This window comes from Hahella sp. KA22 (assembly GCF_004135205.1).
GTDB lineage: Bacteria > Pseudomonadota > Gammaproteobacteria > Pseudomonadales > Oleiphilaceae > Hahella.
This window is the reverse complement of sequence record NZ_CP035490.1, coordinates 6,797,422-6,817,885: the sequence shown is the minus strand read 5'-3', so window position 1 is coordinate 6,817,885 and position 20,464 is coordinate 6,797,422. Positions and strand designations below refer to the sequence as shown.

Below are 20,464 nucleotides of genomic sequence, written 5' to 3'. Positions count from 1 at the left end.
CCTTAAATTATTTCACAGTGACTTGGCCATTCATTAGCATTGGAAGGAGCCAGTCGCGGAGAGCTATTAGCTCTCTATTTTCGAGGCTTCGCTCAAATATCATTTTGTTGTAATTCGTAACGATCTCATCATACTTTTTGAGCAAATCCGAAGTTGGATAAGCAAGTGTCAGCGAATGCAAATCGTTTTTTGTGATAGAGCCAAAGGTTGTACCTTCGGAGTTTCGACGGTCAAAAATCTGTTTGAAATACTTCATCACATAAAACAGAAAACCGTCAGAGCCAGTTTTGCTATTTAATGCTGCTAAACCTCGACCAATACAGCAGTCGGTATTAGCAATGTTCATATCACCTACTGGTGCACGAACGCTTAACAGTATGTCGCCTTTCTTGGCCATGCGGCTAGGCGCTGTCGTGTACTGGCGTGTGGTAGGGAACAACCAACCAAAGTCCGTAGAACCTTGATAAAAAATGGTTCCAACGCCTTCATCATTATACGAACTCCCCTCTGGGGATTGACCCATAGTGATGTTCGCTATTTCAGATAGCGTTTTGTCGCTCCACCCCTCCGGTATTTCTCGCTTAAGAGTTGGGTTAAAGACCATTTTTCCGCCGGAGGTTTTGTAGGGTTTACCTTGGCCTTCTGGTGTGTCGTCGGGGAAGTCGAACTGCACAAACCAGTAGTCGTACAAGCTTTTAGCCATGGCTTCCAGCTCAGCGTTGATACGGTTGTTGAGTTCGATTTTTTGGTCTAGAACCGACAAAACCGCGACGATTTTATCTTGGTAATCTTTGACAGGAACCTTGAACCGTAGACCAGTGAGATACTCAATATTTATATTGTCTTGGATACTACCACTAGCTGAATTCTGAATTGCTTTTCTAATGTATGTAAACACGTAGTGCATAAAGAGTTCAGATGACTCTTCAGGATTAGCATTGAAACCTACCACGCTATCAGGAAAGCACATCGGATAACCCAATAGAGCGGTTTCCGCAATATTTGCTGCAATTGTTATGCAAAGTGTATTTTCAGGCCATATTGCACTTTGTGAAAGGCCAAATTCATTATAATTAGCCTCATGAGAACGGATATATAAATTGGCCGCTTTAACTTCTCCTGTTTGCACTAACGGGTATGAGCCATTAGCAAAAAGCTTAGGATCATTTCGTGGACGGTGTCGTGACTTTCCTCTTTGAAACTTACCTAGTGCAGATAACGGTTGTGTACCCCAATCAGCATTATATTTAGACGAATTAAAGATCATACTTTAACCCCGCTAACTGCTTTTTAATCTCAGTTTCCAAATCACGTGACTGGCTAAACAGGTTATCTAAATTGCTGGTAAAGTCCTGCATTTTTTCGGAGAACTTCTCTGGAGTTATATCGGAGTATTCGATTTTAACATCGAAATACTGACCTGCACTGAATGAGTAATTCTTGGCTACGATGTCGGAATAACTCACCGCTACCGAAAGATCTTCGATGGTTTCTTTGGTGTTAAACACATCAATAATTTGTTGTTCTTCTGCTGGTGTTAATACGGTTTTTTGGTTTTTTCCGTCTTTGACTTTTTCACCCAAGTTTGAGGCGTCCACCAGTACTACATCGCCATCGTTACTGGCATCGATAAACAGAATGGATACGTTCGTGCCGGTGGTGGCGAAGATGTTCGATGGCATAGAAACCACACCAGCCAGCATTTTATGATTTACGAGATGTTTTCTTATTTTAGGATCAATTCCTGTTCCCGCTGTAATAAAGCCAGTAGGAACGACAATAGCTGCTTTGCCGTTTGGTTTGAGTGAGGCAATGATATGTTGTAAGAACAATTGATAGATCGCCATCCCTTCTTTTTTCTTGCCTGGAACCTTAGGAACTCCTGCAAAAAAGCGCTCTTTATTTTCTTTGCTGTCTAGCTCATCTCTAAAATCGCTAAAATCCAGCTTGAACGGTGGGTTAGAGACAATATAGTCAAAGCGTTTAAGCTCTTTGCCATCTTTATGGTAGGGGTGCAGTACCGTATTACCTTGGATCACATTCGGGATTGAGTGCACCAAGTTATTTAAGATTAAGTTTAACCGCAGCAGGTTAGAGGATTTTTGCGAAATATCTTGGGTGTAAATACTACAGCGGTTTTCACCAATGGCGTGTGCCACGTTCATCAGCAACGTACCCGAACCTGCTGATGGGTCGTAACAGCTAACATTACGCACAGTGCCGCGTTGATCTTGTGGCACTAGGATTTCCGCCATAATGCGTGCTACTGCATGAGGGGTAAAATACTCGGCGTATTTACCGCCGGAGTTGCTGTTATAGTCTTTGATCAGGTATTCAAAGATAGTTGCGTAGAAGTCGAATTTTTGCGTAAAAATTCGCTCAAAACTGAACTCGACCAGTTTATTGATAATAGCGCGGCAAAAGGCATCGCGTTTGGAATCGTCGGCAATGTATTGGCTGATGCGGTCGAACAGCACCACTTTTGCGCCTCCATCGGTTTTTACTGCAAACACATCGTTATTGGTAATGGCAATGTCGATTAAGGTATCGTCAAACAGCTTGGCAAAGTCAGGTGCGTTTTGTTGGCTAAACAGGTAGCTGATAAAGTGCTGCGGTTTTAGCCGTGCGGTGTCGCCGCCCATTTGCAGTTGCAGCATGTCGAAGTCGTCTTCACTCATGGCTGCTAGGGCTTCTTCCCACTTTTCAGCTTTAGCGATAGTGTCGTCGAGCTTTTTCGCTTCAAAGGCAAATTTATCGTTTAAAAACTTATACAAAAAGGTTTGGGTAATGATCTTAAATTCATTACCGTCGTTACCTAGTCCGTAATTGGCACAGATGCTTTTTAAGCTATCAATCAGGGTTTTGGTTTTTTGCTGAAATTCTAATTCAACCATTGGACTTTTACTTCCTAATCAGTGTTACCCGCATTACCACGCTTGGCTGCCAGTATTAAATTCTTTTAAGTATTCCGCGACGACAAGGTGGTTAATGTAACGCGAGGCGTCGGCGTTGAGTTTGATTTGCTGTTCTTTCACAAAGCGGCCAATCACCAGCGGCATCATTTGGCGTTCAAAGTAGCTTTCGTTATCCAACACTTGGCTGTTGTTGAGCACTTGCTCGTCGGCGTCTTGTTTTACACCTGCTAGCGCTTCAAAAATTTTGCGTTCTGACTCGCTAATGTCGCTTTGGTTTTGCTGGCGCTCTTGCAAGCGCTTATGAATACGGGTGTATTTGGCATCGCCTAAGTACTTTTGCCGCAGTTGGTTGTTTTGGCGGTTCAGCTCTTTGACGCGGTCGTGAATTTTATTCAGCGCGTCTATGTTGGCAACCATTTCATCTTGGGTGACTTCGCTTAAGTTTTTCTTCTTAAACAGGCGCTCTAGCTCTTCTTTTAAGCTAATAAACTGCGGGTCTTGCTGGTCAAAATTGCTGGCCAGTGCTTCGCGAGTTTGACGTAGCGTATTCTTGAGCTTGTCGGCTAGTACCAGTTCTTCTTCGCCGATTTTTACAAACTTGAAGATCACATCTTCTAAGGCGCGGTTGAGCAAGTTGCTGGTATCTTCGCCGCTTTCTAAGTCGTTTTTAAGATTGAGTAAGTCCAAGTGATTACTGGTTTCACGATACAACACATTGAGCTTGGCAAAATCCAGTTCATCGAGAAAGTCATACTCGCCTTGCAAACGGATCAAGTTATACAAGCTGCGAGCATCGGCTAAGGCTTTTTTGAGCACCAGTACGGTGTCGCGATCTTGTATTTGGCTGATTTGATTGCAGAACTCTTCCATGTTGTCGGTATCAAAACGGAACAGCACGTCTTTGATGTGTTCGATTTCTTGCTTGATTTCTTCCTGAGATTTAAACAGGTGTGAGTAGTGCTCCATCTCATCGCCAAGCTCCGCCTGTAACTCATCGAAATAGGCTTTGTTGGTGGCATCAAACTCTTTACGAATATCAGCAAAATCCACAACATAACCGTAGCGGAAATCTTTGTAAGTGCGGTTCACTCGTGTGAGCGCTTGTAGCAAGTTGTGCTTGCGGATCACCCGACCAAGGTAAAGCTTTTTCAGACGCTTGGCGTCAAAACCGGTGAGTAGCATGTTGTACACAAACAAAAAGTCGATTTTGCCTGCTTTGAAGTCTTCTACCCAGTTTTTACGTTCTTCTTTGGTGCCGATGTCGTGCAGGATCAAGGCGGCGTTTTTTACCTTTTGGGCTTGTTTGGCAGACTCTGCATAACTGGTTGGCGCAGGCTCAGCGATTTCAAGCACTTCGGTTTTTGAGTTGGATGTTTGCGGCAGAATAGGCGTTTCGGCATAAACGCCATTGAATATTTCAAACATCTGCTTGGCTTGATCTGAGCTGTCGCAAATGACCATGCCACCAATGGTTGTATCGTTTAATGCGCCACGGCTTTTTTCAAAGTCGTTTACGATGTAAGTCAGCATGGGCTCAACAAAGCTTGGGTGGGCGTAAATCAGTTTGCGATCGACATCGCCCATTTTCACTTCGGCTTCTTCAAGGGCTTTTTGCAACTCAATTTTGTATTGAGTGCTGATCTCTTCACGGATTAGGCGCAAGGTGTAACCGTCGGCAATGGACGCGTTGTAGTAGTACTTGTGAATGTAATCGCCAAACAAGACGCGTGAGTTGTAGTCATCTCCCAATAGCGGCGTACCCGTTAAGCCAATTTTAATGGCGTTGCTGTCTGACTGGCTTAAGTTGGCTAAGAAACTCCCTTTGGGGTTATAGCTGCGGTGAACTTCATCTAAAAAGTACACACGCTGGATCGCGACGTTATAGTCTTTGGTGCTGACCACATCTGGGTCATCTTTAAACTTTTGAATATTCACCACGGTGATTTCTGGTTTGCCAGAATGGTTATGGATCACCTGTGTGGCTTTAATGTCACGGGTAAAAGCATCCCTTGAGTTGATAGTGTGTACGGTTAAACCACGGGCGGTAAATTCGCGCTGCGCTTGTTGCAGTAAGTCTAGGCGGTCAACAATAAAGTAAAACTTAGGGATGACTTGCTGCTTTTGGAAGTAGTCGGTTAAAAAGCGCACGTTATAAAACGTTAGGGCAGTTTTACCACTGCCTTGGGTGTGCCAAATGATGCCTTTTTTTATCCCTTCGCTGAGCTTATTCTCAATGGCTTTGGTGGCAAACATTTGCGGGTAACGCATGATGTGCTTTTGTAGCCCGTCAGATTCCGATACATACGCCAAGGCGTAACGCAAAATAAAGGCTAAGCGCTCTCGACTGAGTAAAGAGGTGCAAATGCGGTTGGTTGGGCGCTCGGACTGCTTGTTGGTCTGGAACTCTGGGTTACTGCGGATCACTTCCAGATTATTGTCTTTTAAGACTTTAAGCTCGTCATCATCCGATACGGGCTTCAGCAAGGCGGTTAAGTTTAAGACTTCTTCTTCGCGGAAATAGTTGAACACCGGCTTATGGTAAGAACTACTGGCATAGAAAGCGCCTTGTACGGGTTCAGGATCGCCGTCGTCGTACTCCATGTTATTGGAGAAAATCATAAACTGGGTGATGTTGGCAAAACGCTTGAACTTAGGGTTTTGAAAGCGTTTGTTGATGCGGTCGCGCTCGGCCAGAATGCCTTCGCGGTTATTCGGCTTTTTCACCTCGATAAACACCAGCGGCATACCATTAATTAGCAGCGTGATATCGGGGCGGAATTCTTCATCACCGTTTTGACACGTTAGCTCGGTAACAACATGGAAGCTGTTGTTATTGAAGTTTTCAAAGTCAATCAACTTGGTATTTGAACGCTCAGATAGGCGCTCAAAAAAGGCTTTGCCCAAGTCTTCGTTATCAAGCAGTAGTTTGACATCTTCTAGCAAACGACCGGCTTCAGCATCTTCAATACCAGGGTTAATTTTGCCTATAGCGGTTTTGAATACGTCAGGGAAGATATTGGTGTCGAGATCCCAGCTTTGTCCTTTAAGTGACAGGTACTTATAACCTAGACGCATTAAATGAAGAATTGCAGGGATTTTTACTCGGCTATCTTCATTAAATTTTTTGGTATTGAAGGCCATAACATTCCTTGTAATCGTTTTAATTAGGAACCTGTTCAAGCAAATCGCTTAGAGGGCAGTTAAACAAATCGCACAGCTTATCGAGCGCCTCTAAGTCCACCTTAAGCGCAGTTTCTTTGTACAGTAGCGTGACGGTGGTACGGCTTAGGCCGGTTTCTCGCATCACGTCGCTAATGCGCATTTTTCTCTCACCCATTAATCGGGCTAGGTGGCAGCGGATCATGCTCTCTCCACGGTGTTTTCTTAACCATAAACTTGGGGATTTTTCACTGTTGCTTACCCTACCACGATTATGATTATTCTCAACTTATTTGAGTTAAAACCAAATAATTGAGCTCATTTGTTATTCGCTCGGTGCTGGTTGTTGGTACGCTAGCGGTTCACGGGAATGCCTCTGGAGGTATTGTCTGTGTTGGACTTCAAGCATCGCTAGCTATTTATGTTGACTGGCGATGCACTGTAAGGCAACAAACCCACACAAGATTCATCGCCTTTTTAGTCATCCAAAATACTGCCTTTAACACAGTACATGCGTGGGCGGGTGTTGTCGGGCAGGCTGACTTTGCGCTGTGGCCGATTACCATCGGGGACCAGGTAGCCTGCGGCCATCAGTGCTTTGGCGGCGCGATCTGGGCTGAGACCTTCGGTGGCTTCACGCCAGCCAGTTGGGTAAAACAGGTAAAGGGTTTGTGGGCCAGAAGTATCAAGCCAACCCGCGCGTTGGCGTACTTGACTGCTGTAACCGGTTTGTTTGGGCGTAAAGCGGCTTTCGCCATGCTGCTCAATAAAACTGCGCACTTGGCGAATCGCTTGTTGATCTTCATTGGCGGCTACACCACCGCGGGCGAGTATCCATTGGTTAAGCTGATTTAAGCAGGCGGCTTCGACACTTTGAGCTGGCCAATCGAGTACTTTGGCTTGAATGGCTAACAACCCAGCACTAGCCAGTAAGGCAAACTTTTCGGCGACCCGGCGCACTTGGCCGTCTGCCTCGGGAGGTAAGCCGGCTAAAAAACGTTGGCGTACGTTTTGGAAAACGGGTCGCACCTGCGCGCTGTGCTGCGTTAAATACCGTAACCAGTCCAAGGCCAAGCAGCCGTAATGTTGGCGACTTTGCTGTTTAAGATGATCGGCTAAATCGGCAGCGTTCATACCATGGCTCTGGTTAAACACGCCCATTTGCGCTCCGGCATCGGCACTGAGATCAATCACGCGCACTTGCTGCCCCGCTTTTACGCGTTTGCCAATACTGGCAAGATGGCTTTCGAGCGTCACTTCGCCAGTAGATAAAAACACTAAACGCCAACGCGCGGGTAAGCGCATTTCACCGTATTTGCCTGCACGGGTTTTACCTTGGCCATTGGCAAGCATATAAGCGACATCGCCTGCCTCTTTTGGGTCAACTTCGCCCATTTCATCGAGCGCCAACAAGGCATCGTTATGCGCTAATGCTGTGCCTTCTAAACCGTTGGCCGTGGCACGCCAACTGTGGCGCAGTTGATTAGGCTCGCCCCACACCGATAATGCCGGATACAGCGCTGCGGTTTTACCAGTACTGCTGGCACCGTAGAGGTGTAAACCAAAACCATCCACCCCGCACAAATGCAACAAAGGCGCAGCCAGCGCAGCACAAACACCAACAATTAATAGCGGGTTATCCAGACAATAACGGCCAACGTGCTGCCGCCAACTATCGCTACTACCTTGTTGAATAAAGCCTTCTATCGGGTGCATGGTTTGCAGCACCATGCGCAGGTTGTTGCTGTGTTCGCTTGGGTAAAAGGTGAGGCGCGGATGCACATAAGCGTGGTGATGCCAGCCAATGCAGTTCACGCTGATGGCCTTTTGCGTGGCCAGTTCGCCCATTTGTTGAATAAACAGGGAGAGCAACTGCCGCGCTTTGACACTGTTGCTTAGCCGCATACCTCGGCTGAGTAGGATTCGGCGGTACTCGCTGCCGTCTCCGGCCAATAGTTCTGCTGGCATGGCCCAATAGCGATGGCGATTGTCATCGTCTAACCAGTGCAATAAATAGCCGTAGTTGTCCCCTTGCGGATCGCGAGTACGAGCAGCTACTTGCAGCCAAGAGCAGATTTTGACTGGGCTATCTTGCCCTGCCGGTTGCATCACCAGCCAGTTTTGCGCGTTATAGGCAAAACCAGCTGGTAATTTTGGCTCGTTGCTAGGCATATCACTGGCAGATAATTGGTTTAATGCTGATGGTTTATCCACGGCCATAAGCAGCACCGATACGGCGGGTTTCAATCCACTGGTCGATATCGCTTTCTAACCAGCCCACGGCACGCGCACCAATACGAATGGAACGTGGAAATTCACCGCTGGCCATCAGGGCATAAATGGTACTGCGGCCAAAGCCTGTTTTGGCCTTTACCTCGGGCAAGCGCAAAATCCGCTGCTGACGCGCTGGGTGTGTTGATGTGGTGGATGATTGTGTAGTTGGGTTCATCGTTTGCTTCCTCACTGATCTGTTAAGTTCAGTTAGGAGTTTGCCAGTACTAATCGGACGCAGTAGGCAGATAAATGCCCAGATCGTGCATCTTTCTGAGGGTGCAGGTCGCTACTTGCCCCAGTTTGTAGATAGTGCCCAAAACAATAAATGCTCTGTGGGCAGGGTTAGTGTGTGCCTAAGTAGCGTGAATTAAGGCGTTGCCCAGACTACCCCAAGTGCCCAAAGCCATCTCAAAAGGGAAAGCCTTGCCCAACGATAACGTCATAACACTTTTATGCGCATAAAAATGTAAAATTCCACACTTTTCTGCGCGTAAAGGTGTGCAATGCAAGTTGAGTTCTCTATGCATTTTACCGAACGGGGGAATGCAGAGGTTGAAGGTCTACACAAAGAGTTTATGGGTAACAATCTGTAGACCTTGTATTTATTGTGAATTGAAAAGTTTGTTTTACTTTCATTGAAAAAGCGCGGCATTTTCCTGTTTGCGCTGATCCAATGTCTTAGCAATCGCAGACACTGTTGTTTTACTGATCCCTTGCTGCTGTGCCAGATACGTAAATTGGCTGATGGCTTCTGCGACTTCTTCAATAACTTGCTTTGCCTCATGCCAACTCCCATAGCCAGCACTGGTCGCTAGTTTTTGCATCACCTTAAGCGGTGGCGCTTTGCCATAACCGCCGAACGCAGTGGCGTGTTCGTTGAATGGATGTGGGCTGTAGGTAACATCGTAAAAAGGGGCAGGATCCCATTGACCGTCATCCGCTTGCAAGAACGCCCAGTTTTTACTGTGGTCGTCTTGATTAGACGACAGCAGGTTAAAAATGGCGCGGCGAAATTGCAGTTGTCCAGCAGCTGGCGATTTACACAACTGACGGCTGGCTTTAATCAAATCAATGTAATCTAAACTTGGCGTTCTAAAGTCTGCATCCAGAAGCCCGCAAGCGCTGTGCATATGCAGGCGACCTGCACTGCGCTTTCTGCCTAAGTCGGCCTGTTCAGTGACATAATCAAAGCGCTTAAGCGCCAACCAGGCAGACGCACCGCTTGTAGGTGGTGCTTCAATGAGTTGCCATAGCGGTGGTTGACACTTAGCAAGTTCTGCCATTTGTAAATAAACTGCCTCGCATAAACCTTCTTCATGCCCGAGCGCGAGATTTTTAGAAGTAAATTTAATCAGCCAGGCCTCATCACTAGGCTTTGCAAAGGTTCGACAATGCTGAGTTTCCCCAGCAGGCATATAAATTTGTGCCTTAGGCCTTGCCCCACCCGAACTACCTCCGGCGACTAATGCGGCCAACACCTGTTGCGTATGCCCATCTAACTCATCGTGATTATTATTCATGTAATCTGACATTGAAGCATCGAACAACGTTTGTGCTTCTAAGCCTAACGTCGCTAAATCAATATCCGCGTGCGTGGTGGCTGAAAACTCAGAAACCGGAGAAAAAGACAATGCTCCCATGCCTTTATCACCGACAAAGGCTAACCTATCCATCGCCGTTAATTGATTAGGCAGTATGCCCTTTTGCCGGAAAATACGATCTTGTAACAGCATGCCCCAGCCATCGGGTAAACAATCTCCAAATACGCCCTGTACACCTTGGTGCGGCGCTTTAGGAGCGACTTGAACTTGCGCGTTCGCATGCAAGGTAAAAGGTGATAAGTTGCCAAACTGCTGCAAATAGCTGTCTGCATACTGGAAAAAAACACCTTGCCGATTCTGCGCCAAGACCCCTACTGCAACCTGCTCACCTGAACTTAAGGTGCGAGTCACGGCGAGTTTTTGAATGGGTTTAAAACTCATCTTTTAGCACCTCATCAATACTAGAGGGCATAGTGACCCGTTCTTTGCTAGGTTGTGTGAGTTGATAGAGCCTCTCTAGCGAATCAAGGGTCTGCCATAGCAACAGCAATTGGCGAAATGAAATTTGCCCGGTCAGCTCAAACTTTTTAATGGTGGCCGCAGGTACACAGCTGCGCTCAGCAAGCGCCGCTCGTGACAGCTTTGCCTGCTTTCGTAACTCACGTAAATAAGCCGCATAGGCTTGGCTTACATCGGTATCATCAAGTAAGGTAAATTTCATCCGCAAAGGCCAAATGGATACATTCATATCCATTATAGCGAAATAAAACGGAAAGTGGATATTATTGTATCCATTATCAAATGAGGTGTTGAAAAAATTACTCGATAAAGCCCTTCAAAACTGCTATGTTTTAGCTCTAACAGCAGCATAAAAACGGCACTGTTTTTCCATTGCTAACCACTAAGATTTAGTAAAAGCCATAGGCAAGTGGTGGGCAGTTTGGTGGGCAAACAGGCATTTTTGAACGGTTTCTTTTCGATAACTCGTTGAGTTTGTTAGGGTCTAGGCCGCTACTCAATGAGCAGATCCAGAACGTCGAGTAAATCGAACTGAGCTCGCGCCAGATAACCCTGTGAATGCAGGGTTTTTTATTGCCCGAATAGAGTAGAAAATTCCTATGGCGAAGAGCCGCCTCTCAGTTAGAAGGACCGAATTTTCTACAGGTTGTAGAGGCTCAGGATTAAGGAAAGCCATGTACGCAAAGAAGTATGGGAAGACGATAAAGCTGTTTTTGATGGACGCTGATCCAGAAGGCAGGATGGTGTGTGAAATATCCAACTGGACGGGTAAGGCTTATCGTATCCCGAGGGCAAAAGTAAAAGATTGTGCTGACCGCAGCGACCTGAAAGGGACCGCTGTGTGTATACTTTTTGGTCGCGCAGACTCTCCCACCGCTAAACCCAAAGCCTATGTGGGAGAAACTGAAAATGCCTATGAGCGTCTCGTAAAGCATGTGTCAGACAAAGAGTTCTGGAATGAGTCGGTGGTATTCACCAGCAAAGATGAGAATTTAAATAAGGCGCATATTAAGTACCTTGAATCCAGGCTTTGCGATATTGCCAAAACGGCTGGCCGATTTGATATTCAAAATGGCAATACGCCCACTCGAAGCGCCATTTCAGAGCCTGACCAAGCGGAGATGGAAGAGTTTATTGAGTATATAAAAATCCTAGTCAACACGATGGGATTCAGGGTGTTTGAGCCTTTAGTGAAAGTGGATGACGCATCGGCGCGATCACCAGATGTTTTTTATGTGAAAGGCGCCAGAGGAGCCAGTGGTCGGGGGCGGCGCACGAATGATGGGTTTGTTGTGTTCGCTGGCTCAGAAGCCGCCACAAGTACTGTGCCGTCCTTTTCTAAAGGCTTCAACGCTCTTAGGGAAGAGCTTATGGAAGCCGGAGTATTAGGCATATCGGGCGAAAAGTTACTTTTCAACGCAGACTATCTCTTTAGTAGTCCTTCGGCAGCGGCTGCTGTCATCATGGGGCGAAGCGCCAATGGGCTTATCGAGTGGAAGGATGCGACAGGCAAGGATCTGAAGTCGGCGGAAGAGCAAGAGATATCCAGAGCGGTAAAGGCGAGATAGTCCCGAGCATTACAATTGCATAGATCTCCCCCTAACGACCCTTTAACTTAAGAATTCACTATTGCGTTGAGATGTACACAACTCCCCCAGGCCCCAAACAACGCTACGACTCTTTACTCAACGCTGGTGAAATTCAGGCTGATCCGTCGCAGGTGACGGCTTTGAATGCGTTGCAGGATTTGTATGAGCGGTTGGCGGGCGCTGGCGGTCGTCCTAAGTGGTTGGTGGGGCGGTCGGAGTATGTATCGGGGTTGTATCTGTGGGGCAAAGTGGGGCGGGGCAAGACGTTTTTGATGGATCTTTTCGTCGCCAGCCTCAATCCAGAACAGGTTTTGCGTCAGCATTTCCATCATTTTATGGCGTCCGTGCACCAGCAGTTGCAGGCGTTGAGTGGAACGCCAGAGCCTTTGCGACGTATCGCCAGAGACTTCAGCCGTCGCTACTCTGTACTTTGCTTCGATGAGTTTTTCGTCTCGGATATTGGCGACGCTATGCTGCTGGGCGGGCTGTTGCAGTCGCTGTTTGAGTTCAATGTGACGCTGGTGGCGACGAGCAATACGCCGCCGGAAAAGCTGTATTGGGACGGTTTGCAGCGCTCTCGCTTTTTGCCTGCTATCGCTGCGATCCAGGCGCATACACAAACTTTGCACATGGATGGCGGGCTGGACCACCGTGAACGCGCATTGCAATCGGAAGCAATTTATTTTGTTGAGCGTGACCAGTCTGCGTTGTCTGATATCCAGGACGACTTGCTACAGCGTTTTGAGTTAGTGGCGGAAAGTGACAAGCCGCGTACGGTACGGGTGCTGTCCCGCGATATCGCCTATGTGGCTCGCGCTGGACGGAGGATCGCATTCGATTTTGCGGCTCTTTGCGAAGGACCGCGCAGTCACCTGGATTACGTTGATCTCGCTGAACGCTTCGATCTGATTATTCTTCTCAATATCCCGCCGTTAAGCGGCGAGGCGTATGAGAGGATCAAGGCGCGGGGAACGGAAGACGGCAGTGTCGGTTCCGGCGCAACAGGGGAAAGGGCTGTGGTGTTGTCGCGGAGTGATGATGCGGCGCGTCGATTTATTGCGCTGGTGGACGAGTTGTACGAGCGCAAAGTACGACTTTACATGACTGCCTTGGCGCCACTGGCGGAACTCTATACTCGCGGCGCGCTGACTTTTGAATTTGAGCGGGCGCGCAGCCGGTTGATGGAAATGGGGTCGTTGCAGTATCAGCATCTGCGCGAGCCGTCGGAACTGGCCTGACTTGCTGTTGAGCTACAGGTTCCTGATGACATATTCAGGAATATCAAAGGCGTCGACTTTCGCGCCGTAGCGCTTATCCAGATCATACGCCATGATCTCCAAGGGGGCGTTTGCATAACCACAAGTCAGAATTTCTTTCATGTAACGCTGGATAAAGTTCAACGCGCCCAGCTCACGCCACTGCACTACGTGCGCCAATTCATGAAAATGCACTCGCAACTCGGAAACCGCTGAGCTTCTTATGTAGTAAGTATCTTTATAGGTGGTCCCATTGACGGGCATATCTATAAAGCTGCCGAATCCCATTTGGCGCAGTTCTGGAAAGTCGGGTCTGGGAATATCGTCGGTCACAACGAAATAGGCGCTGGCCAGAAATTCCGGCGAGTAGAAGCCAGCGAACGCTTGGGCGAACTCCGTACAGGCGCGGCGGTGATCGTAGTTCTTACGGTTGGTGTCGTCGATCCAGGCGTTTATCTTTTCCAGCACAATGCCTCCTTTTGGCCCCGTTTTGCTGTAAATCTTCTCCCGGCAGTTTATTTCAATTCCCCTTTCAGGGCATGCGGATAACGCGCCCGGCGCGTCATTTCAGCGCACTATAAGTTTCCCTAATACTAGCTTTGCGATGAAAGTGATTGTATTTGCTGGGTTTTTTGGGGCCTCCTAGAATCGGTTGGTGTTTGAAGCCTGCGCGCTCATCTCTGCGGAGATAGGGCGTCGTCCTAGTAAACAACAATAAACAGGGGGATTAACCCATGGCCGAAACGTCCGCTGCCACAGCGTCTGACAACAGCATTGCGCCTTCAGTTGCTCATGTCGGAACGGTGGATTATGAGAATGTATCCAATGACTATCTGGAAAAACGTCAATTAAAAAAGGGAGCGGCGGGATGGATTCTGCTGGCCAGTCTTGGCGTCTCTTATGTTATCTCCGGTGATTTCGCCGGCTGGAACTTTGGCCTGGAGCAGGGCGGTTTCGGCGGCATGTTTATCGCCACGATTCTGATGGCCGCGATGTACACCTTCATGGTGTTCGGCCTGGCGGAACTCTCCTCCGCCATTCCCACCGCCGGCGGCGGTTATGGCTTCGCCCGTCGCGCCATGGGCCCGCTTGGGGGCTTTCTCACCGGCACCGCCATTCTCCTTGAATACGCTATCGCGCCTGCGGCCATCGCCATCTTCATTGGCGGCTATGTGGGGGAGATGTTCGGCCTGAATGGTCCCTTGGTCTACGCTGCTTTCTATATCATTTTTGTGGGCATTCACCTGTGGGGCGCCGGCGAAGCGTTGAAGATCATGCTGGTCATCACCGCTATTGCAGCGGCGGCGCTGCTGGTGTTTATCCTGGGTATGCTGCCTGAGTTTGAACTGGCCAACCTGACGGATATCGCGGTTAACGAATCCGCCGTGGGCGCCAGCGCCTTCCTGCCGCAGGGTTACTTTGGGATATGGGCGGCGATTCCTTTCGCCATGTGGCTGTTCCTGGCTGTGGAAGGAGTGCCTTTAGCTGCGGAAGAAACTAAGAACCCGGCTCAGGACATGCCTAAGGGCATTATCACCGCCATGGTGATTCTGTTGATTTTCGGCGGATTGGTGTTGTTCCTGGCGCCGGGCGGCTCCAGCGCTGAGCTGATGAAAGATCATAGCGCGCCGCTGGTGGGCGCTCTGCAGCATGCATACGGTGAAAGCTCCGCCATGGCCACCTTCGTCAATTTGGTAGGCCTGGCGGGCCTGATCGCCAGCTTCTTCTCCATTATCTTCGCTTATTCCCGTCAAGTGTTCGCTTTGTCCCGCGCAGGTTATCTGCCGCGTTGGCTGTCCTTAACCGGCAATCGCAAAGTGCCGACAATGGCGCTGGTTGTGCCGGGTGTGATTGGGTTTCTGCTGTCATTGACCGGAGAAGGAGACTTGATGATCACCATGGCGGTGTTTGGCGCCACGATCTCCTACGCCATGATGATGCTGTCGCACATCATTCTGCGAGTCAAAGAGCCCAATATGCACCGTCCCTATCGTACGCCAGGGGGCATATTGACGACTGGGATCGCTTTGGTCTTGTCCGTCGCCGCATTCATCAGCACTTTTTTGGTCAGTCGGGAAGCCGCGATGTGGTCAGCCGTGTTCTATGCGGTGATGGTGGCGTATTTCGCCTTTTATAGTCGGCATCACCTGGTGGCGAAGGCTCCCGAGGAAGAGTTTGAAGCCATCGCCAAGGCCGAGGCTGAATTGAGTTAATTGGCTTAAAGGGATTGCGGGGCCGGCGCGCCGGCTCCAGGATCATTATCTGCAACAGGACTGAACAAGAATCACAACAAGGCGGATTAGAAATGATAAAGACAAGAGACGTAAAAACTATCGCCGACGCCAAACGGATTGTGGAAGAGCGCAATCTGACCCATGTGAAGGTCGGATTGTTTGATAACGATGGCGTTATGCGCGGCAAGTACATGAGTAAGGAGAAGTTCTTTTCCTCACTGGAAAGCGGCTTTGCCTTCTGTGACGTGGTGTTGGGCTGGGACTCACAAGACCAGCTTTATGAAAATGTCGGCGTCAAATACACCGGCTGGCATACAGGCTACCCGGACGCTCCGGTGAAAATTCTGCCGGAGAGCTGCCGCGACATCCCCTTCGAGCCGGGCATGTTGCTGTTTTTGTGCGACTTCGATGGACCCGCTGCGCGTATCTGTCCGCGCAATGTGTTGTCACGCGTACTGCGTCGTGCGGAGGACATGGGGCTGGACGCCTATGCCGCCTTTGAATATGAGTTCTTCATGTTCAATGAAACGCCGCATTCCGCTCGCGCCAAAGGATATCGCAATCTGGAGCCGATCACGCCGGGTTTTTTCGGCTACTCCATGCTGCGTAACTCCGTGCACGCGGAGCTTTATCATGAGCTGTTGGATCTGTGCGAGAAAATGGACTTCCCTTTGGAAGGACTGCACACCGAAACCGGACCAGGCGTCCTGGAGGCGGCATTGACGGTGGATTCAGCCTGCGCAGCGGCGGACAAGGCGGCTTTGTTCAAGACCTTCACCAAGGTATGGGCGCAGCGTAAGAACATGATGGCCACATTCATGGCCAAGTGGTCTAACGACTATCCCGGCCAATCCGGGCACATCCATATGTCGTTGCGGCATAAAGAAAGCGGCAAATCGGCCTTCTATGAAGCCGGTCAGCCCATGAACATGAGCAAGATGCAGCGTCATTTTATCGCCGGACAGCAAAAGCTGATGCCGGAAATGCTGGCGATGATGGCGCAGACAGTAAACGCCTATTCCCGTTTGGTTCCGGGGTTCTGGGCGCCGACCGATGCGACCTGGGGCTGCGAAAACCGCACGACGGCGCTACGGGTCATTCCCGGATCGGATAAGTCGCAGCGGGTCGAATATCGACTGGGCTCCGCCGACGCCAATCCCTATATCGCCCTGGCCGCGTCTCTTGGCTCAGGTCTTTACGGTATTGAACACGAACTGGAGCCGGAAGAGATGGTGTCCGGTAACGCCTACGATCAGGAACATCCCAGACAGCTGGCGTTGCCGTCCACGTTGGTGGACGCGGCTGCAGCCTTACGTCGCTCGGAAGCGGCGCGTGAGTTATTCGGGAATGAGTTTGTTGAACATTACGCCGCCACCCGCGATTGGGAAGGCCGCGAATTCCGTCGCCACATTACGGATTGGGAGCTGGAGCGTTATTTCGAGATTATCTAGCGCGACGATCAGAATGACCTTCAGTCCCATGACTATCCTTTAAGTAAAGGTAAGAGAATCGAAAATGAGCACTATGCAGAAGACTTGGTCCCCTGTGGATGGATCTCTCTACGTTGAGCGTCCCTACGCTGATCAAGCGGCCATCGCCGCCGCCACGGCTAAGGCGGCGCAAGCCCAGCGCGATTGGAAGCGCACTACGCTGGCGCAGCGGCGGGACATCTGTCGCAAGATGGTGGACGCCTTTGTCGCCAAACGTGACGAGATCGCGACGGAGTTGTGTTGGCAAATGGGACGGCCAATTCGCTACGCGGCGGGGGAAGTGGGCGGATTTGAAGAGCGCGCCCGTTTTATGATCGATGTCGCGGAGGAAGCGCTGGCGCCGATAGAGTTGGATGAGAAACCGGGCTTTCGTCGCTATATCAAACGTGAGCCCTTGGGCGTGGCCTTTGTCATTGCGCCCTGGAACTATCCTTATCTGACGGCGGTTAACGCCATTGTGCCGGCGATTCTGGCCGGCAACGCCGTGCTGCTTAAACATTCTGCGCAAACGCCTTTGTGCGCGGAGCGCATTTACGAAGCTTTCCGTGAAGCAGGCCTGCCTGACGGCGTATTCCAATACCTGCATTTGAATCATGCGGATACGGAAGCGCTGATCGGCTCGCCAGACATTCACTACGTCGCGTTTACCGGCTCTGTCCCTGGCGGGGCCATGGTGGAGCGCGCCGCCGCAGGCCGTTTTATCGGCGTGGGCCTGGAATTGGGCGGCAAAGACCCCGCTTATGTTCGCGCGGACGCGGATATTGACCACGCTGTGGAAACCACCATTGATGGCGCTTTCTTCAACTCGGGGCAGTCCTGCTGCGGCATCGAGCGCATCTATGTCCATGAATCCGTTTATGACGCCTTTGTGGAGAAGGCCGTCGCCCTGGTCAGAAGTTATCGCCTGGGGCGCTCCGATGATCCTAACACCACCCTGGGGCCGCTGGTGCGCGCTTCCGCGGCGGAATTCGTGCGGGGACAAGTGCGCGAGGCCGTGGAGCAGGGGGCCGTCGCCCATATCAATCCCGCTGACTTTGAGATGGATAAAGAAGGAACGCCTTATCTGGCCCCGCAGGTGCTGACTAATGTTGACCACAGTATGCGGGTAATGACCGAAGAGTCTTTCGGTCCGGTTGTCGGCATCCAGAAAGTGGCGTCCGATGAGGAAGCCGTGACGCTGATGAACGACAGCGAATTCGGCCTCACCGCGTCTATTTTTACGCGGGACCTGGACGCGGGCGTGGCGCTGGGCGAGCGGGTCGATACCGGCACGTTCTTTATCAACCGTTGCGATTATCTGGACCCGGCGTTGGCCTGGACCGGCGTGAAGAACTCCGGGCGCGGCTGCACCTTGTCCAAGCTGGGCTATGAATCCCTGACCCGGCCCAAGTCTTTCCATATCAAGATGCTGTAACGCCAGTTGTAAACAATGGCGAAACAAAAACTTTAACGAGCGTATTAAAGAGACTGTACATGAGTGCACTACAAGCCAATTGGAATTATCCGACCGCCATCCGCACTGGCGCCGGACGTATCCGGGAACTGCCGGAACTCTGTCGAAATCTCGGCATGCGGTCGCCTCTGCTGATAACCGACCCAGGTCTGAAATCCTTGCCGATGGTGCAGGACACCGTTGCTCTCTGCCGTGACGCCGGGCTGCAATGCGGGCTGTTCGCGGACATTCAAGGCAATCCCACGGGAGAAAATGTGGAAGCGGGAGTGGCCGCATATCGCGCTGGCGGCCATGATGGCGTCATCGCCTTTGGCGGCGGTTCTGCGTTGGACGCCGCCAAAGCGGTGGCGCTGATGGTTGGACAGGATCGTCCGTTATGGGATTTTGAAGATGTCGGCGATAACTGGACGCGGGTCAACGAAGCTGGCATGGCGCCGGTGGTCGCCGTGCCCACGACGGCGGGAACAGGTTCAGAAGTAGGGCGGGCCTCGGTGATCACGGACGCCGCCAAGCACGTCAAAAAAATTATCTTCCATCCGCGTATGTTGCCGGCGCTGGTGATTCTGGACCCAGAGTTGACCGTCGGCCTGCCGCCGCCCATCACGGCTGCGACCGGGATGGACGCGCTTTCCCATAATCTGGAAGCGTTGTGTTCGCCTTTTTATCACCCCTTGGCGGAAGGCATTGCGGTGGAAGGCATTCGTCTGGTGAAAGACTATCTGCCCCGCGCTGTCGCAGACGGCGCCGATATTGAGGCGCGCACGCAGATGCTGGTCGCCTCCAGCATGGGCGCTACGGCGTTCCAGAAAGGCCTTGGCGGCATGCACGCCCTGGCGCACCCGCTGGGCGCTTTGTACAACGCGCATCATGGTTTGCTCAATGCGATTCTCATGCCTTACGTGCTGAAGGCGAACCGCGAGGCGATTGAAGAGCGCATCACTCGTCTGGTGCGTTATCTGGACTTGTCGGAGCCAGGATTCGACGGCTTCCTGAACTGGGTGCTGGCGCTGCGTGAAAGCCTGGGCATTCCGCATGCTTTGTCTGCGATCGGTATTGACGACAGCGACGCGGAGCGTGTCGGCGCCATGGCGGTGGAAGACCCCTCCGCTGGCGGCAATCCGGTTGCGTTCGATGCAGGCCAGTATGCGGAACTCTTCAGAAACGCTGTACATGGACGTCTTTGAAGGCAGGGAGAGGCGGATGAGAATTGGCATTTTGCAGTGTGACGACGTTATGGAGGAATTACAGCCGGAATTCGGGAATTATCCGGCGATGTTTGAAGCGGCGCTGGGAGAACTGGCTCCGCAATGGGCTTTCGTCACTTATCGGGCGATGGACGGCGAACTGCCGGATTCCGTCGACGCCTGCGACGGCTACATTACCACCGGCAGTCGCCATGGCGTGAATGACGGCGCGCAGTGGATCGAGAAGCTGGAGAGTTTTGTGCTGGCGGTCGCTACGGCGGGGAAAAAGTTTGTGGGCATCTGCTTTGGTCATCAATTATTGGCCAAAGCGCTGGGAGGCCAGGTGGAGAAGTCCAATCGCGGCTGGGGCGTGGGCATGTCCTTCAATCAGATTGGCGTGCGCAAAAACTGGATGGAGCCTTATCAGCCTTCCCTGGACCTGGTGGTCAGCCATCAAGATCAGATCACGCAGTTGCCGGAAGGCGCGGAAGTGTTGGCGAGCAGCGCCTTCTGTCCCTTCTACCTGTTGCAGTACGGCTCTGATCTGATGACGGTGCAGGGGCATCCTGAGTTCAGCAAGGCGTACTCCAGCGCCTTGATGGACAAACGCACGGATCGTATCCCCGCGCCGCGTATTCGCGAAGGCAAGACGTCTCTAACAGCGCCGGTGGATGATCGTTTGATGATGCAGTGGATCATCAACTTTTTCGCAGGAGGACAGCTGACTCGTTAAGCCTGTTCTGCTCTTTATATCGGACACACGCAGAGTCGGGCTCTGCGTTGTTCCCCCTCAACCCTCTTTGGCTGCGCTAGCGTCCCTAAGGGCGACGCCAGACGCGGCCGTTTTTTT

At 50.7% G+C, this 20,464-nt stretch carries 16 protein-coding genes; 7 read left to right on the top strand and 9 right to left on the bottom strand.

The window, feature by feature from the left end:
- Positions 1 to 7 precede the first annotated feature (7 nt).
- The 8 genes from EUZ85_RS30310 to EUZ85_RS30275 form a co-directional block, all read right to left on the bottom strand.
- The gene (locus tag EUZ85_RS30310; RefSeq protein WP_127973807.1) at positions 8 to 1,267 is read right to left on the bottom strand and encodes a restriction endonuclease subunit S; all 1,260 of its coding nucleotides are present in this window, start codon (positions 1,265 to 1,267) and stop codon (positions 8 to 10) included.
- Positions 1,257 to 2,894 carry a class I SAM-dependent DNA methyltransferase gene (locus EUZ85_RS30305; RefSeq protein ID WP_127973806.1) on the bottom strand — a complete coding sequence of 546 codons (1,638 nt, stop codon included), beginning with the start codon at positions 2,892 to 2,894 and terminating at the stop codon, positions 1,257 to 1,259. Before EUZ85_RS30305 ends, EUZ85_RS30310 begins: the two co-directional genes overlap by 11 nt.
- 33 nt (positions 2,895 to 2,927) lie before the next feature.
- Positions 2,928 to 6,056, bottom strand: a complete 3,129-nt coding sequence (locus tag EUZ85_RS30300; RefSeq protein WP_127973805.1) for a type I restriction endonuclease subunit R — start codon at positions 6,054 to 6,056, stop codon at positions 2,928 to 2,930.
- A gap of 19 nt (positions 6,057 to 6,075) precedes the next feature.
- Positions 6,076 to 6,279, bottom strand: coding sequence for a helix-turn-helix transcriptional regulator (locus EUZ85_RS30295; protein WP_127973804.1), 204 nt, complete (start codon positions 6,277 to 6,279; stop codon positions 6,076 to 6,078).
- Positions 6,280 to 6,551: 272 nt separating this feature from the next.
- Positions 6,552 to 8,294 carry a DUF927 domain-containing protein gene (locus EUZ85_RS30290; RefSeq protein WP_127973803.1) on the bottom strand — a complete coding sequence of 581 codons (1,743 nt, stop codon included), beginning with the start codon at positions 8,292 to 8,294 and terminating at the stop codon, positions 6,552 to 6,554.
- The gene (locus EUZ85_RS30285) at positions 8,281 to 8,523 is read right to left on the bottom strand and encodes an AlpA family transcriptional regulator (RefSeq protein WP_001070200.1); all 243 of its coding nucleotides are present in this window, start codon (positions 8,521 to 8,523) and stop codon (positions 8,281 to 8,283) included. Before EUZ85_RS30285 ends, EUZ85_RS30290 begins: the two co-directional genes overlap by 14 nt.
- A gap of 457 nt (positions 8,524 to 8,980) precedes the next feature.
- Complete coding sequence (locus EUZ85_RS30280) at positions 8,981 to 10,330, bottom strand: type II toxin-antitoxin system HipA family toxin (RefSeq protein WP_127973802.1); 1,350 nt, start codon at positions 10,328 to 10,330, stop codon at positions 8,981 to 8,983.
- Entirely contained in the window at positions 10,320 to 10,610 is a 291-nt protein-coding gene (locus EUZ85_RS30275) for a helix-turn-helix transcriptional regulator (protein ID WP_075274496.1), read from the bottom strand. Before EUZ85_RS30275 ends, EUZ85_RS30280 begins: the two co-directional genes overlap by 11 nt.
- 472 nt (positions 10,611 to 11,082) lie before the next feature.
- Between EUZ85_RS30275 and EUZ85_RS30270 the strand changes: the two genes are divergently transcribed.
- Together EUZ85_RS30270 and zapE are read left to right on the top strand one after the other, a co-directional pair.
- The gene (locus tag EUZ85_RS30270) at positions 11,083 to 11,976 is read left to right on the top strand and encodes a GIY-YIG nuclease family protein (protein ID WP_127973801.1); all 894 of its coding nucleotides are present in this window, start codon (positions 11,083 to 11,085) and stop codon (positions 11,974 to 11,976) included.
- Between the two features lie 71 nt (positions 11,977 to 12,047).
- A complete protein-coding gene (gene zapE, locus EUZ85_RS30265) occupies positions 12,048 to 13,235 on the top strand; it encodes a cell division protein ZapE (RefSeq protein WP_127973800.1) in 1,188 nt (395 codons plus the stop codon).
- A 12-nt stretch (positions 13,236 to 13,247) separates the two neighbouring features.
- Here the strand turns inward: zapE and EUZ85_RS30260 are convergent, their stop codons facing one another.
- Positions 13,248 to 13,721, bottom strand: a complete 474-nt coding sequence (locus EUZ85_RS30260; protein ID WP_127973799.1) for a hypothetical protein — start codon at positions 13,719 to 13,721, stop codon at positions 13,248 to 13,250.
- Positions 13,722 to 13,987: 266 nt separating this feature from the next.
- Here EUZ85_RS30260 and eat point away from each other — a divergent pair, with 266 nt between their 5' ends.
- From eat to EUZ85_RS30235, 5 genes are all read left to right on the top strand, one after another.
- Entirely contained in the window at positions 13,988 to 15,466 is a 1,479-nt protein-coding gene (gene eat / locus EUZ85_RS30255) for an ethanolamine permease (RefSeq protein ID WP_241566899.1), read from the top strand.
- Between the two features lie 92 nt (positions 15,467 to 15,558).
- Positions 15,559 to 16,938, top strand: coding sequence for a glutamine synthetase family protein (locus EUZ85_RS30250; protein WP_127973798.1), 1,380 nt, complete (start codon positions 15,559 to 15,561; stop codon positions 16,936 to 16,938).
- A 64-nt stretch (positions 16,939 to 17,002) separates the two neighbouring features.
- The gene (locus EUZ85_RS30245) at positions 17,003 to 18,391 is read left to right on the top strand and encodes an aldehyde dehydrogenase family protein (RefSeq protein ID WP_127973797.1); all 1,389 of its coding nucleotides are present in this window, start codon (positions 17,003 to 17,005) and stop codon (positions 18,389 to 18,391) included.
- Between the two features lie 59 nt (positions 18,392 to 18,450).
- Complete coding sequence (locus EUZ85_RS30240; RefSeq protein ID WP_127973796.1) at positions 18,451 to 19,614, top strand: iron-containing alcohol dehydrogenase; 1,164 nt, start codon at positions 18,451 to 18,453, stop codon at positions 19,612 to 19,614.
- Positions 19,615 to 19,630: 16 nt separating this feature from the next.
- The gene (locus EUZ85_RS30235) at positions 19,631 to 20,347 is read left to right on the top strand and encodes a GMP synthase (protein ID WP_127973795.1); all 717 of its coding nucleotides are present in this window, start codon (positions 19,631 to 19,633) and stop codon (positions 20,345 to 20,347) included.
- The last annotated feature ends 117 nt before the right edge of the window (positions 20,348 to 20,464 follow it).